Source organism: Cyanobium sp. BA5m-21 (genome assembly GCF_024346235.1).
Classification (GTDB): Bacteria; Cyanobacteriota; Cyanobacteriia; order PCC-6307; family Cyanobiaceae; genus Cyanobium_A; species Cyanobium_A usitatum.
The window spans coordinates 1-14,502 of sequence record NZ_JAGQCO010000051.1 but is presented as its reverse complement, the minus strand read 5'-3'; the positions used below and the strand labels follow the sequence as shown (position 1 = coordinate 14,502).

Annotated in this window: 14 protein-coding genes and 1 pseudogene; 9 read left to right on the top strand and 6 right to left on the bottom strand. The window is 53.5% G+C overall.

Going from position 1 to position 14,502, the window contains the following annotated elements; all coding sequences use genetic code 11:
- A partial coding sequence (locus tag KBY72_RS12265; protein ID WP_254993708.1) for a sugar nucleotide-binding protein occupies nt 1-373 on the top strand: 373 nt, incomplete at its 5' end.
- A 180-nt stretch (nt 374-553) separates the two neighbouring features.
- Complete coding sequence (locus KBY72_RS12260; RefSeq protein WP_254961627.1) at nt 554-1,747, top strand: Fic family protein; 1,194 nt, start codon at nt 554-556, stop codon at nt 1,745-1,747.
- A gap of 128 nt (nt 1,748-1,875) precedes the next feature.
- Here the strand turns inward: KBY72_RS12260 and KBY72_RS12255 are convergent, their stop codons facing one another.
- Both KBY72_RS12255 and KBY72_RS12250 read right to left on the bottom strand, forming a co-directional pair.
- Nucleotides 1,876-2,274, bottom strand: a complete 399-nt coding sequence (locus tag KBY72_RS12255; protein WP_254961628.1) for a type II toxin-antitoxin system VapC family toxin — start codon at nt 2,272-2,274, stop codon at nt 1,876-1,878.
- Nucleotides 2,271-2,519 carry an AbrB/MazE/SpoVT family DNA-binding domain-containing protein gene (locus tag KBY72_RS12250; protein WP_254961629.1) on the bottom strand — a complete coding sequence of 83 codons (249 nt, stop codon included), beginning with the start codon at nt 2,517-2,519 and terminating at the stop codon, nt 2,271-2,273. Before KBY72_RS12250 ends, KBY72_RS12255 begins: the two co-directional genes overlap by 4 nt.
- Nucleotides 2,520-2,836: 317 nt before the next feature.
- Here KBY72_RS12250 and KBY72_RS12245 point away from each other — a divergent pair, with 317 nt between their 5' ends.
- Nucleotides 2,837-3,073 carry an AbrB/MazE/SpoVT family DNA-binding domain-containing protein gene (locus KBY72_RS12245; protein WP_254961630.1) on the top strand — a complete coding sequence of 79 codons (237 nt, stop codon included), beginning with the start codon at nt 2,837-2,839 and terminating at the stop codon, nt 3,071-3,073.
- Nucleotides 3,067-3,405 carry an endoribonuclease MazF gene (gene mazF / locus KBY72_RS12240; protein WP_315859554.1) on the top strand — a complete coding sequence of 113 codons (339 nt, stop codon included), beginning with the start codon at nt 3,067-3,069 and terminating at the stop codon, nt 3,403-3,405. The genes KBY72_RS12245 and mazF overlap by 7 nt, the downstream gene beginning before the upstream one ends.
- A gap of 96 nt (nt 3,406-3,501) precedes the next feature.
- On the opposite strand, the gene KBY72_RS12235 is transcribed toward mazF, so the two are convergent.
- Nucleotides 3,502-3,894, bottom strand: a complete 393-nt coding sequence (locus KBY72_RS12235) for a clan AA aspartic protease (RefSeq protein ID WP_254993706.1) — start codon at nt 3,892-3,894, stop codon at nt 3,502-3,504.
- A gap of 103 nt (nt 3,895-3,997) precedes the next feature.
- On the opposite strand from KBY72_RS12235, the gene rfbB reads away from it, so the two are divergent.
- The 3 genes from rfbB to KBY72_RS12220 are packed head-to-tail and all read left to right on the top strand — an operon-like array spanning nt 3,998 to nt 7,317.
- Complete coding sequence (rfbB, locus tag KBY72_RS12230; RefSeq protein WP_254961634.1) at nt 3,998-5,113, top strand: dTDP-glucose 4,6-dehydratase; 1,116 nt, start codon at nt 3,998-4,000, stop codon at nt 5,111-5,113.
- A 7-nt stretch (nt 5,114-5,120) separates the two neighbouring features.
- A complete protein-coding gene (locus KBY72_RS12225; RefSeq protein ID WP_254993705.1) occupies nt 5,121-6,005 on the top strand; it encodes a glycosyltransferase in 885 nt (294 codons plus the stop codon).
- The gene (locus KBY72_RS12220) at nt 5,998-7,317 is read left to right on the top strand and encodes a hypothetical protein (protein WP_254961637.1); all 1,320 of its coding nucleotides are present in this window, start codon (nt 5,998-6,000) and stop codon (nt 7,315-7,317) included. The genes KBY72_RS12225 and KBY72_RS12220 overlap by 8 nt, the downstream gene beginning before the upstream one ends.
- Here KBY72_RS12220 and KBY72_RS12215 read toward each other — a convergent pair.
- On the bottom strand, nt 7,285-8,295 hold the full coding sequence (locus tag KBY72_RS12215; protein ID WP_254961638.1) for a glycosyltransferase: 1,011 nt from the start codon (nt 8,293-8,295) through the stop codon (nt 7,285-7,287). The genes KBY72_RS12220 and KBY72_RS12215 overlap by 33 nt on opposite strands.
- Before the next feature lie 751 nt (nt 8,296-9,046).
- Between KBY72_RS12215 and KBY72_RS12210 the strand changes: the two genes are divergently transcribed.
- Together KBY72_RS12210 and KBY72_RS12205 are read left to right on the top strand one after the other, a co-directional pair.
- Entirely contained in the window at nt 9,047-10,981 is a 1,935-nt protein-coding gene (locus KBY72_RS12210) for a hypothetical protein (protein WP_254993704.1), read from the top strand.
- A gap of 771 nt (nt 10,982-11,752) precedes the next feature.
- A complete protein-coding gene (locus tag KBY72_RS12205; protein WP_254961652.1) occupies nt 11,753-12,760 on the top strand; it encodes a glycosyltransferase in 1,008 nt (335 codons plus the stop codon).
- A 452-nt stretch (nt 12,761-13,212) separates the two neighbouring features.
- On the opposite strand, the gene KBY72_RS12200 is transcribed toward KBY72_RS12205, so the two are convergent.
- Both KBY72_RS12200 and KBY72_RS12195 read right to left on the bottom strand, forming a co-directional pair.
- Complete coding sequence (locus KBY72_RS12200) at nt 13,213-14,169, bottom strand: NAD-dependent epimerase/dehydratase family protein (protein WP_254961640.1); 957 nt, start codon at nt 14,167-14,169, stop codon at nt 13,213-13,215.
- Nucleotides 14,169-14,502 (bottom strand): annotated as a pseudogene (locus KBY72_RS12195) (aldolase); the annotation flags it as partial. The gene KBY72_RS12200 and the pseudogene KBY72_RS12195, both read right to left, overlap by 1 nt.

Sequence of the window (14,502 nt, the reverse complement as noted above, 5' to 3'; positions counted from 1 at the left end):
CGAATCCTTGGGCGTGGTGGCCGATCAGGTGGGCTGCCCCACCAGCACCCTCACCCTGGCGGCGGCCTGTTGGCGGGCGATCGGGGTGGGCGCAGATCCCGCCGCAGATCCCAGCGGCCCCCGCATCCTGCACTGGAGCGATGCCGGCGCCGCCAGCTGGTACGACTTCGCCGTGGCGATTGGCGAGCTGGGGGTGCAGGCCGGCCTGCTGGAGCGGGCCGCCAGGGTGAAACCGCTCACCACCGCCGACTACCCCACTCCGGCCCAACGCCCCAGCTACTCGCTGCTGGAGTGCAGCAGCAGCCGCGTAGCCCTTGGGCTGGAACCTCTGCACTGGCGGGCGGCCCTGGCGCAGGTGCTGGACCCCGCATGAGCGTTGGCGGCAGTGCTCTTTGGGAGTGTGGTGTTTGGGAGTGTCGGCAAATCTGTACGGTCTGTAAATTTTGGTCGCTTTCGGGTCAGCGCCTTTCCGGTCCAATCAGCCCGTCAAGCACCCGTGAAGCGAATCGAGCCCCTTAATCGCTTCACTCGATGAAGCGATTAGGCTGACCCGATGGAGCCTCGATGGATCTGGCAGCAGCCCGACTGGCCCAACTTCCGCTGGGATGGAGCCGCACTTCGGCCTGCACTGCTGCAGGCATCTGCGGCGCGTCAGGGGCTGGCTGAGCAACTGGATCGTCTGGATGCAGGCCTTGGCCGTGAGGCCCTGGCGGTGCTGATCAGCCGCGAGAGCCTCAGCACGGCAGCTATTGAGGGGGAACAGCTGGATCCTGCTGAGGTGCGCTCCTCGGTGGCACGGCGTTTTCAACTGCCTCCGGACACGCCGGGTTCCCCACAGCGGGAGGCCAGCGCCAAGGTGGAGGGTCTGGTGCAGCTCTTGCTGGCCTCGACGGCTGAGCTCGATGAGCCACTGACGCTTGCAACTCTGCATCGGTGGCACGCGGATCTGTTTGCTGCAGGGCCCGATGGGTTGCGTGCCATCGCCATTGGCGATCTGCGCGGATCCCTGCCGATGCAGGTGGTGTCGGGTGCGATCGGCCGGGAAACATTGCATTTCGAGGCGCCGCCACGGGAGGGTTTGGAGGGCCAGCTGACGCTGCTGCTGGATTGGTTCAATGGCCTATCCCTGGAGCTGGATGGCCTGATTCGGGCAGGGCTGGTCCATCTGTGGTTTGTCACTCTGCATCCTTATGACGATGGCAATGGCCGGCTGGCTCGGGCCCTCACGGATCGCGCCCTGGCCCAGATCTCCAGGCCGGAGGTTCAAGCGACGCCAACCGATCGGCTGATGGCCGGCGCCCTGGGGCTCTCAGCCCGGATCCAGCAGCAGCGCCGGGCTTATTACCGGGAGCTGGAGCACTGCCAGCGGGGCCCATCGGAGGTGACGCGCTGGCTGCAGTGGTTTCTTGAGCAGGTGGCGGCGGCGGCTCTCAGCAACCAGGCGGTGGTGGCCGCAGTGCAGGCCAAGGCGCTGTTTTGGTGGCGGCATCGCCATAGCGGTTTCAATGCGCGGCAGCAGAAGCTCCTCAATCGGCTGCTCGATGCTGAACCCGAAGGATTTGAAGGGGGGATGACCCTGCGCAAAGCCATCGGACTCACCAAGGCAAGCCGGGCCACGGCCTGGCGCGATCTCAGCGAACTGGTGGCACGTCAGGCTCTCACGCCGATTGGTGCAGGCCGTAGCCGGGCCTACCGCCTTGGCTTTCCGTTTGAGCTGGACCAGAAGGATCAACCCAGCCATTCCTGAGTGCGCCGAGGAATCATGGATGGGGTGGCAGCGGAGTGTCAGCAATCGGCTTGCCCCAATTGGCTGGAAACCTGTCAGGCTTCTACGGCAGTTGTACGAGCTAAACAGGGTCCCTAATGCAACGGGGATCACCCCAGCAGATGCACTGGTTCGCCGGCTTCGCTCAGCAGGCGCGCTGCTTCGCGGTCGAAGGTGGCCAGCTGCTGGCTGCCCAGCTGCCGTCCGCCGAAAGCGATCACGCCATCAGCGAAATCGCCGCCCCATGCGAGCAGCTTGAGCCCGGCTGTCACGGCCGGTCGATCGGCCACCACGCTGCTGCTGGCAAGCAGCGCTTCGATGGCGCTGACGCAGTCGTGGTTGGAGAAGCGGTAGACACGGCGCAGCACCCAAACCAGTTCGCACAACACAGGCAGGGGGATCGCCACCAGCTCCGCCTGTTCCAGCAGCGCACTGGCTGATTTGGCCTGCTCGGGATCGTCCTGCACCAGGGCGCGCACCAGCACGTTGGTGTCGGCCGTGATCTTCATGGGCTGGTGCTGGGTTGGGCGTTTGCGTCGCCGAGCCCGGCCCAGCCGGCGGCGGCGGCCTGATTCAGCTCCTCCAGGCTGGCGCAGTGGCTGCTGCGGCCTGCCAGCAGGCCGATGAAGCTGTTGATGCTGCCGGTGGCTTGCTCGGCGTGCAGCTCCAGCCGGCCGCCAGGCAACACCTCCACATCAATGCGCTGGCCAGGCTGAATGCCCAGATGGGCCAGTAGATCCTTGCGCAGCGTCACCTGCCCTTTTCGGGTGACGGTGAGGGACCGCGATCGTTTGCGCCCTTGCGTTGGGGGCTCAACCATTGCAATGGGCATCTTCGATCTTGATTGTAAGGCGTTTTTCCCTTGCTGATTAGATTGGTTTCTGTGGCCCTCGATGGGCTGTGATTTGACCCTTGGTAAACAGCGTGATCAGGGCGAGGGGCAGGGCGGCAAAACCCCTGAACATGGGATAGCACAAGCGAACTATTAGGGAATCAGTGGAATCACGGAGAAGCCGGCTGGATCTGGTTGCCACGACCGGGATAGACTTTGGCTATTCGAGCTGAGTTGCGGTGAAAGTGAAGGTGCAGGCCTGGGGCAACAGCCTGGGGCTAAGGATCCCCAAGGCTTACGCCACCGAGCTGGGTGTGGGCTCTGGCAGTGAGATGGAGGTGAAGGTGGAGGCCGGTGCCTTGCTCGCCAGGCCCGCAGAGGCAATCCAGCTTGCGGCTCTTCTTGCTGAGATCACCGCTGAGAACCAACACAGCGAAACTGACTGGGGTGAGCCCACCGGTGCGGAGGTGTGGTGAGAGCACCGGAGCGCGGGGATCTGATCTGGCTCAGCTTCACACCACAGAGTGGGCGTGAACAGGCTGGACGCCGCCCGGCATTGGTGGTGTCGCCATCGACGTACAACAGCAAGGTTGGCCTTGCTTTGGTGTGTCCCATCACCAGCAGGGTGAAGGGATACCCATTTGAAGTGGCGCTGCCGGAAGGCGGGCCGGTGCAGGGGGTGGTGCTGGCGGATCAACTGCGCAGCCTGGACTGGCGCAGCCGAGAGGCTGAGCTGATTGCCAATGCTCCGATTGCGGTGGTGGAGCGGGTGCTGCAGCTGGTTGGAGCGCTGTTGAGCAGCCCGTAACAGTTTGGGGGTGTCAGGAAATCTGTACAACTTGTACAGATTTTGGACGCTTTCAGCTCAGCCTCAGGCATCGGCCAGGCGGCTGGCGCGGTTGGCTTAGCGATCGGTCTGCTTGGCCAGGCTCAAGGGGATGTTGGGGCTTTCCGGGTTCACGGTGATCGACTGCAGCTGGGGCCGCAGCACGAGATCCATGTCTTCCATGGGGATGGCTCCCAGCAGCACCTCGTTGCCCAGCACCATGGCGCCGGTGAAGCAGCGGCGGTTGGCGAAGCTCACCTCAATGGGCCCCATGTAGGGCACCGTGCGCCGGTGTCCATCGGCCAGGATCACCTCTCGCTGTTCCAGCTCTCGCAGCTGCAGCTGGATGGCGATGTGCTCAGGGATGCAGAGGTGCACGGCCCCGGAATCGGCCAGGGCACGCACCTCCACCCCCTGCAGCTCGGGGCGAGAGGGGTTGGAGAGTTGAACGGTGCCGTGAATCAAACCCATCTGATCAGCTTAAAGAGGGTCTTACCTGAGGGCAGCCGCTTCGAGGTGCGGATGGTTTCAGGAACAGCATGCCCCGGTAACCTCCTCAAAGCTGACTGAGCCGATGGCCTCCCCGCTGCCCCAGGGTGTGAACCGGGTGCTGGTGACCGGCGGTGCCGGCTTCATCGGCGGGGCGCTGGTGCGGCGGTTGCTGCGGGACACCAATGCCACGGTGTTCAACCTCGACAAGCTCGGCTACGCCAGCGATCTCACCAGCATCGAGCTCACCCTCGCTGAGCTGGGCCCGGCGGCGCTGGGCCGGCACCAGCTGCTGCGGGTGGATCTGGCCCATGCCGAAGCCACGGCTGAGGCGGTGCGGCAGGCCGATCCGGATCTGGTGTTCCATCTTGCTGCCGAGAGCCATGTGGATCGCTCGATCAGCGGCCCAGGTGCCTTCATCGAGAGCAATGTGCAGGGCACCTTCCATCTGCTGCAGGGGGTGCGCGCCCACTGGGAGCAGCTGCCTCAGGAGCGACAGGAGCGCTTCCGTTTGCACCACATCAGCACCGACGAGGTGTTCGGCTCCCTGGGGCCCACGGGTCGCTTTTGCGAAACGACCCCCTACGACCCCCGCTCCCCCTATTCCGCCAGCAAGGCCGCCAGCGACCATCTGGTGCAGGCCTGGCACCACACCTACGGGCTGCCGGTGGTGCTCACCAACTGCTCCAACAACTACGGCCCCTGGCAGTTTCCCGAGAAGCTGATCCCGGTGGTGATCCTCAAGGCGGCGGCCGGGGAGCCGATTCCGCTTTACGGCGATGGCCTGAACGTGCGCGATTGGCTGTACGTGGAGGACCACGTGGAAGCTCTGCTTTTGGCAGCCAGCCGGGGGCGCCTGGGCGAGAGCTACTGCGTGGGTGGTGCCGGGGATCACGGAAGCCCGAGCGAACGCAGCAACACGGATGTGGTGCAGGCGATCTGCGCCCTCCTCGATGGGCTACGCCCCGCTGGCGCTCCCCACAGTCGCTTGATCTCGCCGGTGACCGATCGCCCCGGCCACGACCGCCGCTATGCCATTGATGCCAGCAAGATCACGCTGGGGTTGGGCTGGAAGCCGCTACACAGTTTTGAGGAGGGCTTAGAGGCTACGGTGCGCTGGGGGCTCAGCCATCTCCAGTGGTGCCAGCAGGTGTGCGATCGGGCTGGCTACTGCGGGCAACGCATTGGGGAGAAGACTTGATTACCCCATGAAGCAATCAATGAAACCTGTCAGGGCGTATCCATCGGATTGTCCAGCCGATGAGAGTGCCGATAGCCCTTCGTTTGATTGGCTGATGCCGCTTGCGCCATGGGAAGACCCAGAAATTCTCTCTCAGACTCTCGAAAGCCTGAAGCAGCAAACTTGGCAGGCTAGGGCTCTTGTGGTGAGCGTGGATGGCAGGCTCGGCACCTTATTAGAAGCCACTTTGCAGGCATCAGCCTTGCCAATAGAGATTCACCAATCGATGCATTGGGAAGGGACTGGCCCTGTTTTGGCACGGGGAATGTTGGCTTGTAAAAGCGAAAATGTGCTTCGGGTTGATGCTGATGATTTATCCGTGCCGGAGCGTTCTCGTTGGCAGGTTGAGCAGATGCTTGCTGATCCCAATCTCGCCGTACTTGGTGGACAGCTGGAGGAAATAGGGTGGGACGGCCAGCTCAAGAATGCTCAGCATTTACGGCAGGTTCCTCTAAATACAGAGTCTATTGAGGGGTTAGCCTGCTGGCGTAATCCAATGAATCATCCCACGGTCGCTCTGCGTCGCAGCAAGATACTGGATGCCGGTAACTATAGAACTTGTCCGTATTTTGAGGATTGGGACTTGTGGCTGAGGATGCTGAAGCGTGGCATGCTTTTGCGTAATGATCCTCGGGTCTTAGTCTGTGCAAGAGTTGGGGCTGACCATTTATCGCGGCGACACGGATGGCGTTATCTGAAGAACGAGTATTTGTTTCTGTTGGGGGCACTCCACTCGTCATTGATTCCATTCCCCACTGTGATCGTTCTCTTTTTCACCCGCCTGCCTTTGAGGCTTTTGCCTAAGCAATGGCTGCGGACCTTTATGGCCGTGTTCCTGAGACGAGATGGTTGAGCAGATTCAGGATGATATTGAGCCTCGTCTGATCCTATGGGTCTTTCCAGCTGTTCTCAGTAGTAGTAGCAATGGCCATCGGTCGATGGCGTACATGATTCACATGTTAGTTCAGCGGGGTTATCCCTGCGGAGTGTTGGTTCCTTCAATATCTCGCTTTAAGCAGCTCTCAACATTACAGCTGCCGAATGGTGTTTTTCTAATCAAGAATGAACACCCCCCAAAATCAAGTCTTTGTGTTGTTGCACCGGATACAGCTGATCCATACTTCATTGAAACCTTGCGCTCTTACGGGCATCGAGTGCTCTGGTGGCTGATGGCACCCCCAGTATTGCTGGGCAGCCCCTTTCCCAAAGTTCAGGCCAACGACTCTGTTGCTATTTATTCGTCATTTGTTCTACCTGATCACAATGATTATTGTTTTGTCCAGGATCCTTCCTGCTTTCAACAGATCTCAGTCCAGAAATACTCAAATCGTTTGGATACCCTCTTAAAACCATCAGTGCGTTGTCTCAGAGTTGGTATTTATTGCGGTAAGGCTCGGCTAACACTGCTGTCGCAAGTTTTAGAGAGCTTTTTAAGTGGGGTAGAGATTGTGCCTTTCAGCCGAAACTGGCCCAGTGGGCGTAGTGATTATAATGAGTTAATAAATTCTTTGGACGGCTTAATCTGTTTTGATCCGCTTACGGCAGTGATTTTAGATATCGTGGCTCAGGCCAAGCCTGTGTTCCTTCCCAATAATCCATTCCCTTTATCGGCGTATGAGGATTTTCCCCTCAGTTGCCTGCGGCTTGTATATACCGATGATCTGCAGTTTTTGTCTCAATTCCGATCATGCCCTAGTGGCTGGATCGGACGGAATAATTCCATTCACGATGAAATTGAGACCGCAAATGATAAGGGATTTCATCTATTTATAAAAATGATTGAGAATTTGTATCCCAATAGAGCCAATGCGTATTACACGCAGTCCATTACGGCTGAGCTCCAAAGCTACGTCGATAGGCTAGAAGTTGTATCAACAATCGACCCATGCCTAGATGGTCAGGCAGCAAGTGCAGAATTTTTATGGATTTATCTTCGGATTCTTGCTTTACCTCATCTTATCCGAGGGTGGATGCGTCGAATTTTGTTGCTGATGTTAAATACTTCAGACAGATTGGCACACCTTGATTGCGGAAGATTTGTATTGCGGCTAACAATTTATCTTCCTTCTACACTCCGGGCTTTACAGGCTCGGATTAGTTGGATCGTATTATCAATATATCAAAAATGGTTGCTACCAGCGATCCGCAGAGCCTTCGCTGCCTAATATTTTTCGTATCTGTTTGGGCCAAATCTTTGTGGGTAGAGCTAGCAGAGGCAGGCTAAGTAGGGCAATAAGCATGAAACGCTTTGATAGGCTGCTTAAAACAAATAATATTCTGAGCCAGGATACGTCAGTTGCAGGCCTTTGGTAGAAGGCCCGAATTCTCATGATTTTTGCCAAGAGTTTGGAATTGGCCCCACCAAACAAACATTTGCGAAGGGCGCGTCTGTTAGTTTCTGATAGGTAACCATGGGCGAGCTGGGTGTTGATGCACATTTCTACCCATGAGGCTGCCTTGGGCCAGCTGTCTTGATTTTCACAAAAGGCGATCGGCCGATCACAAGAAAAGAGAATGTATCGATTTTCTTGATCACAGCAAGCTAGGGCTGGCAGCAGATGTGATAACTTAGTTCCATACCCCAAATACGCCTGGCTAATGTATTGACATATCTGTTCGCGCCTGAATACCCAGCCTGATATTAACAAGAGATTGTTGAACCATCCGTTGATATTGGTGCCATGGATCCCTGATATTGCTGTCATCAGGTTGTTGTGCTGTTCTATCTTGAGATGTCCATAGAGTTCGGTGTCAAATCTTATGGCTGCAATCGATGTGTCGCAGCCGCTGATGTGTCGCTGAATAACTGAGAGGTACTCGTTGTTAAGCCTGTCATCATCTCCCATGATATGTACCCACTCTGTGCTGCAATTCTCAAAGGCTCGGAGAAAGTTAGCACCTGCAGAAAGATTGCAGCAGCGCCGCTCGATTCTGATCCCTTTGAATAAGTCTTCTCCAAGATCGACAATGTCCCAATGATCGGAAGAATTGTCTGAAACCACTACATCGATATGTTTCCATAAACATAATAACTGTATTTGCTGCAGAAGTAGCCGAAGTTCTTTTGGTCTATTGTAAGTGGGTATCCAGAGAGTGAGATTAATACCCTTGTTCGAGTCAAAGCGGCCTTCGGATTGTTTCAAAACTAATTAGCCTGTTGATAGCGTGGATTATGGGGCCCCTTTGTGAATCGTATCCCGGCCATCGTAGAAAGCGCTATTTTAAAAAGCTCAAGAGTCAAGGGTGAGTGACTGCCAAAAACTGAAGAGGGGTTAGTGATAAATTTCACCTAATAGATTTGATGAGTAGGCCGTCAAAGCGTTGCCGAGGGCGAGGTTTTCCAACAACTTTATGCTTTGATAATAAATTTTTAAGCCAGGGCGCCGACCGCCTGTGAAAAAAAACTTATTAGTATTTATACTGAAATACGAATGGCAATGGGTGTAAGCATCCCGAATTAAGCATTGGGCTTTAGGATATGATTACATGCTGTCCGTGGACGGCTTGAATGGAGGGCTGGCTGTGATGCAATCTTGGCTTTTGAGACTCAAGCAGTCAGCCTTATTCGTCGGAGTCACTTCGCTATTGGGATGCGTACTGGCTCTTTCTTTTACTTTCACTTTTACGGAAGGTTGGTTCGGAGAGTGGGGTGGGAATGCAGGAGAGGCATACGAGCGTGGAATGCCATTTCCCCCTTTTTACTCTCTCTTATACAATACACTTCTATTACTTGCATCCAAGGCAGGCATTGACCACTTTTTACTCCTTCGTCTAGTTGGCACGCTTATAACCTTGGCCCTCTTCATAGGGTCATACTTGCTGTGTCGAAGGCTCGGTGCTCCGAAGGCTGCTTCAGCAATTGCATCGTGCTCGGGCATAAGCTTGGGATACAGCATGCCAGCTTTTGTTATTTATGATTATACCCCATTTATAATGCTTCTTCTAACATGGAGCTTGGTTGCTCTCTCTTACTGCCAAAGAGAAAAGTCAGGCGTTCTGGTTAAAAACCAGGCGAAGGAAGTTTTCTGGAGCCTCATGGCTGCAGTAAGCATAATTTCTATGGCAACGACAAAGCAGAATTATGCAGCTTACGCAGGAATTTATTCCCTTATCTATATTATGAAGTCAAATCGGATCGCCAAGTTCGCATTCCTTGGATTTATGGCGACGTCGATCTCAATCTATCTTCAATGGCAAATATCTTCAACTGGAATCATCGGTCTTTTCAATATCTATACGGATGCTAGTTATAAAGGAGGTGGTGGATCAATAGTGTCTAGAGTCCTGCTTTCAGTGCTCGAATCATTAAAGGCTCCAGACTATAGCGCTACTTTGAATGCATTTGCTATTGGCATATTGCTTGCTTACCTGTTAACATGTTATGCATCTCGTACCAATCTTGTAGCTAATTTCGCAAGTCTTGCCGCCATAAAACATAGCAAACATGTAAGTTCTGTGATGAGTATTGCGACCTTTGCCATGGCAATCGCTCTCTTGGCGCTACTCTCGGGTGTCACCCAAAGCATAGTACCAGTTATTCGAGGTGCGGGCGTCGCGCTTATAGTTATATTTGTGATTGTCGCGGCATTCGTTGATAAAGGTATTGACGGCCCAACCTCTAAGCAAGCTCAGTTGCTTGCCGTTCCTATGCTTTCAGTAGTTATGCTCAATGCAATGTCTGGATCAACTGGTGGGCTGGACTCATTTATCCCCTTTAGCCTGTCTATCTGTCTTGTATTAAAAGAACTTGAGCTCGTGCTGGCTGCGAAGGCGAAGGGGCAAGGAAATCCACTAAAAATCAAAAGCTTATTAGCACTAATGTCTATGCTTTACCTATGGGCTGTTCCTGTGGGAGCCTTGAGGGATATTCTCGGAAAAGGATATACTTGGTGGGGTGTATCTGAGAGACCATCAACTTCTTCAATATCCTTTTTTCTGCAAAAAATAAGAAATCAAAAGCCGCAGGAATTAAGTTATTCGGGAAGAGATCTTATGAATGAATCCCAGAGGGCTTATGCGGATCGCCTTGTCAGGCTTGTGCAAAGATATAAGCTTCGAAACCCTTTAAAACCCTTTTCAATCTTAGCCTTTCCAAATATACCTATTATCTACACAATAAGCCAGTCTCGGTCCTATGCCAATGCTCCAGTGCCATGGATTGATGTATTGCCTATGCGTGTTTCTTCGCGAATCATAAGCAAATGGAACCAAGAAAAGCCAGACATTATAGTATACAACCTTTTGCCAATGGCAGCCTATGCGCAACAGCAAAAAGCTTTTGCTGGCCAAGATTCAGGCGATCGCGCAATGCTTAAGCTAAATCGGGACATATTAAGATTGGCCTTCGATGGCTACTATGTAATCATTGATGGATATTCAAATGATCAATATGGAATATTTACTCTTGTAAGTCGAGACGTATTTGATTTCTCGGCCATTGGTTTTGACGGCACCAATGATCAAAGGCTAATGCCAGGGCTTCCTGGGCTAAATCTCCTCACGAGAAGACAGCAATATCTCTTGAGCCAGTTAACTGAACAGCGCAAAGGCGGAACAGATCTTATTTCGCTATCAGCTATAAATCAAATGCATAGCGTAAATATTGCCCCTCGATCAGAAGGGTGTCAGTACGAAAAAGTTTTTACTAAGCAAGTTAACCAGCTTTGGGCCAGAGATCGCACCACTGTGAACTCAAACAGGCTGTTGGCAGAGAAAAATACTGCAGCCAGTTCGCCTAATTCTAGTTTAATAGCGATTGCTGCGCAGAATGACTTTTCATCATTGCTAAAAAATGGGTACGCTTCTAGTATTCCAGTGGATTGCCCTTAGGGAAGCCTGGGGAGTAAGGGATTGATAAGCAGTTGGGGTGAAAGCTTCCCCGTCCGGTCCGATGTTGCCTATCAGATCGTGCATCACAGTAGGTCACTGTCATTCTTTGTAGCCAGCCTCTTCTTTCCGCGCCAGCTCCAATGAGAACCGAAGGCCTAACATCATCTCATTGTATGTTTGCACATGTAAACCGCGGCGCGCCATAAATGCAGGAGCTTTGCCCTCTCGATGTCGAGGACCTTGCCGCCATGACGCTCGGTGCTCCGGTACTGTCCTACAACCTGCCAGACGTGGCGCTCTGAGGCCCTGAGTTGGACTGGTTTTTTTGGACAAGCCCCATCGTTAACCTCTGAGGCGGGGTACCGGCCCTGATCGGGGCTCCCATCGATGAGCAAGCGCCGCACCCAATAGCCCCGAGTTCAAGGCCAGGGTCGCCATGGAGGCGATCAGTGGCCGCAAGACGATTCAGGAGATCGCCGACTACCACGCCATCCACCTGATCCAGGCCAGCCAGTGGAAGCGCTAACTTCTGGACGGCGCCAGCGAACTGTTCACCAGGGGCAAGAAGATCCAGGACAAGGACGAGAGCTAGGTGTTTGACGACAATCTGGTTGAGGGGTGCTTTGCATCAATCTGATCGATACGGGGCAGTCGTTTGAATGGAGAGGCGTCATCTTTCTTGACAGAGGGGAAAATGGGGATTCCCTGAGGGGAGCGGTGACGGCGGTATAATGACATACATAGTCTTGAGTGGGTTTAACTTAGGTGGATATGCCACAGAAATCTAGGATTACCTTTGTCAGTACTGCCTACAATGAAGCAGGTAACCTCGAAGAGCTATTGAATCGATGCCATAATGCGTTCCAGCAAATCCAAGATGGGTCGACTGACGCACTAGGGCTACAATTTAGCTTCGTGATTGCCGACAATGCCAGTACGGATGAAAGCCTTGTGGTTTTGAGCCAGCTACAAGCGTCCATGGGGTCCATTGATGTACTCCTAAACCAAAGAAACTATGGCCCCGAAGCATCTGCCGCAAATGCTCTAAGACAAGCACGTGATAGTGATCTTATAGTGCTTCTTTGCTCAGATTTGCAAGACCCACCAGAGCTTGCTGCATCTATGGTTCAGATGCTTCTTGGTGATCAGGGTCTAGATGCTGTACTGGCAGTCAAAAAGAAGTCTTCCGGGAATTCACTGCTTCGCTTGGCTAGGCGTTCTTATTACAACATGCTGGGATACTCCACACGCTTTCAGCTTGTGCCAACGGGATTTCATGGCTTCGGTTGCTATAGACGAGAAACAATTAATGAAGCTCTCCGTTGTTGGGAGCTAACAGATCTCAATCTTCGGCAATGCCTGGCCAATGCCAGTCAATCTGCAATTCAGATGGATTACCTTCAGTTGGATCGTATCCATGGCAAATCCTCCTATGGCAAGCTAGGTTATTGGAAAGAAGCTTGGCGAAGCATCGCCGTTGGTGACGCCACTGCAAGTCGTCTTGCACTCACGATCGGAGGTGCCAGCCTATTCCTAGCCGTCGTAATTGGACTCATTCTCTTAGTGAACGTATTGCGAGGAAGCAGCAGATATGTGGGTGGGATTCCAACCGTTATGGGCTTGTCGATCCTGAGCCTTTCTTTGCAGATGCTCATGTTTAGCCTGCTTTCTAGGCAGATTGAGGCGCTTCGCATGAGAGGAATACGCCCAAGAGTTCTTTTTCGTCGCGTCAAATCCCCAAGCGGCTCAACCTTGAATACCACATCCTCTCATGTATAGTGAACGCAAGCGACACTCCTTTATTCGCTTCAGCTTAAGCGGCTTTGTTTTTACAATTCTAGGCCCTGGCTTGTTTTGGCTTGCCTATCCTATGGGCCCCTATGCGGCTTTGGGAATAGCCGAGGGCTGTACTCACTGTCTCCGCTTCTTGGCATTTCGCAATATTGTATTTCCTTTTAGTAAAGGATACCATGTTTCTCTAGTACGCTATGTCGCATCAGCATTGCCGCTTACACTTGTCAGCCTGGCCAGCGTTTCTTTTCTCAGAAATACATTAGAGCGTACCTCCCTAACTCTGGTTACTGCTCTGATCACTCTCGTGGCGGGTTTTTTTTGGAGCCGATATATGTACAGTCAGCCAGGTAAATCTAGGCAGGCTAAATAACTGCATCTAGGAGTTTGTTCGTTGTGGAACTATGAGTTCATGGTCATCCTGCTGATCGGCTTTGGTCCTAATGCGCACCAGCTGTATTAAGGATTGCCTGTTCCAAAGTAATCTCAGGCCGCAGACCATGCATGGTTTCAATCTTAATGATACTGGGAATATAGCGGCTGCGTGCAGCGATTGGATCGGCTATGCCGAGGATGCGCACTGGTTTATGTTCAGCAATCAGATCTCGCACTAGATGAGCAAGCTCGGCAATGCTTATTACATGGTCTGCGCCCACGTTGTAGGCCTCTCCATCCTTGCCCTGCTGCAGTAGGGTCCATAGCCAGTGGGCCAAATCACGCTGGTCTAAGTAGGTGCGCAGCGGGGTTCCATCGCCAGATACGGTGATCGCTTCGGCAGACAAGGCATCGTGTATGAAGTTCCCAATCGCAAAATGAACATTTAGGGGTAGATCCGCACCCACAAATGCAAAGCAACGTGCAATTACTGTCTGCAGGCCGTGCGTATCTCGATAAAGCGCGCATAGATGTTCAGCGGCTCGCTTGCCCTGGCTGTAGGCGGTAGATGCTTGATCAAGAGGCGGGCTGCCAGGCCAGTCTTCAGGAATCGACTCCAGATCAGATGGCTGAGGCCCATAGATGCCACCTGAGCTCGTCAGCAGAAACCGACGCGCACCAGTAGCAACCGCAAGGTCAAGGATATTGGTCGTTCCTTCAACAACTTGATTGAATCGCTGAAGTGGTGTGAGCCAAGGCCCAACGGTGGAATCAGTCGCCGCATGAAGAATATGTGTAAATGAATTGTTCCACGGCAACGTCTCACGCTCTTGTATGTCTGCCTGAACAAACCTTATCTGATCGTTGATTGCCAGGTCTGGGTGAGCATCCTGAAATCGTTGCGGATCTCGACTGAGTACGCAAAGGCTGGCATTCATGCCCATCCCACATGAAAGGTAGTGCCGCAGCAGTGCACGGCCAAAAAAACCAGTTCCCCCAGTTAGCAGAATGTGTGCTTCCATCAGTCTGAGTTCAGTACCTTCCAGCGATCTTCCAGCATCTGAATACGGGTTTGATCCTCTCGGTGCATCAATCCATAATACTCACGCTTATTCAGCAGCCACAGAAGCTCAAAATGCACGGCTTGGCGCAACGCTTTGGCCAAATCGGGTGAATCCAGCGCAGAACCACTGAAGATCACCTTGCGGGTTTCAAAGCGATCGAGATGAATCGCCTTGATTCGCTGTAAGTTGGCCAGGGCATCAATCGAGACAGCCCCACCAACAATGAAGTCAAGACCTCGATCACGGCAAGCCTTGGAGGCAACCACGACGGCTTTAGTCACGTTCTCCGAT

What these genes read in the sequence shown, in the direction of transcription:
- KBY72_RS12255 (WP_254961628.1), bottom strand. Translation starts at nt 2,274, where the DNA reads ATGAAGATCACGGCCGACACCAACGTGCTGGTGCGCGCCCTGGTGCAG.
- KBY72_RS12200 (WP_254961640.1), bottom strand. Translation starts at nt 14,169, where the DNA reads ATGGAAGCACACATTCTGCTAACTGGGGGAACTGGTTTTTTTGGCCGT.
- KBY72_RS12225 (WP_254993705.1), top strand. Translation starts at nt 5,121, where the DNA reads ATGAAGCAATCAATGAAACCTGTCAGGGCGTATCCATCGGATTGTCCA.
- KBY72_RS12260 (WP_254961627.1), top strand. Translation starts at nt 554, where the DNA reads ATGGAGCCTCGATGGATCTGGCAGCAGCCCGACTGGCCCAACTTCCGC.
- KBY72_RS12210 (WP_254993704.1), top strand. Translation starts at nt 9,047, where the DNA reads ATGCCAGCTTTTGTTATTTATGATTATACCCCATTTATAATGCTTCTT.
- KBY72_RS12220 (WP_254961637.1), top strand. Translation starts at nt 5,998, where the DNA reads ATGGTTGAGCAGATTCAGGATGATATTGAGCCTCGTCTGATCCTATGG.
- rfbB (WP_254961634.1), top strand. Translation starts at nt 3,998, where the DNA reads ATGGCCTCCCCGCTGCCCCAGGGTGTGAACCGGGTGCTGGTGACCGGC.
- KBY72_RS12205 (WP_254961652.1), top strand. Translation starts at nt 11,753, where the DNA reads ATGCCACAGAAATCTAGGATTACCTTTGTCAGTACTGCCTACAATGAA.
- KBY72_RS12235 (WP_254993706.1), bottom strand. Translation starts at nt 3,894, where the DNA reads ATGGGTTTGATTCACGGCACCGTTCAACTCTCCAACCCCTCTCGCCCC.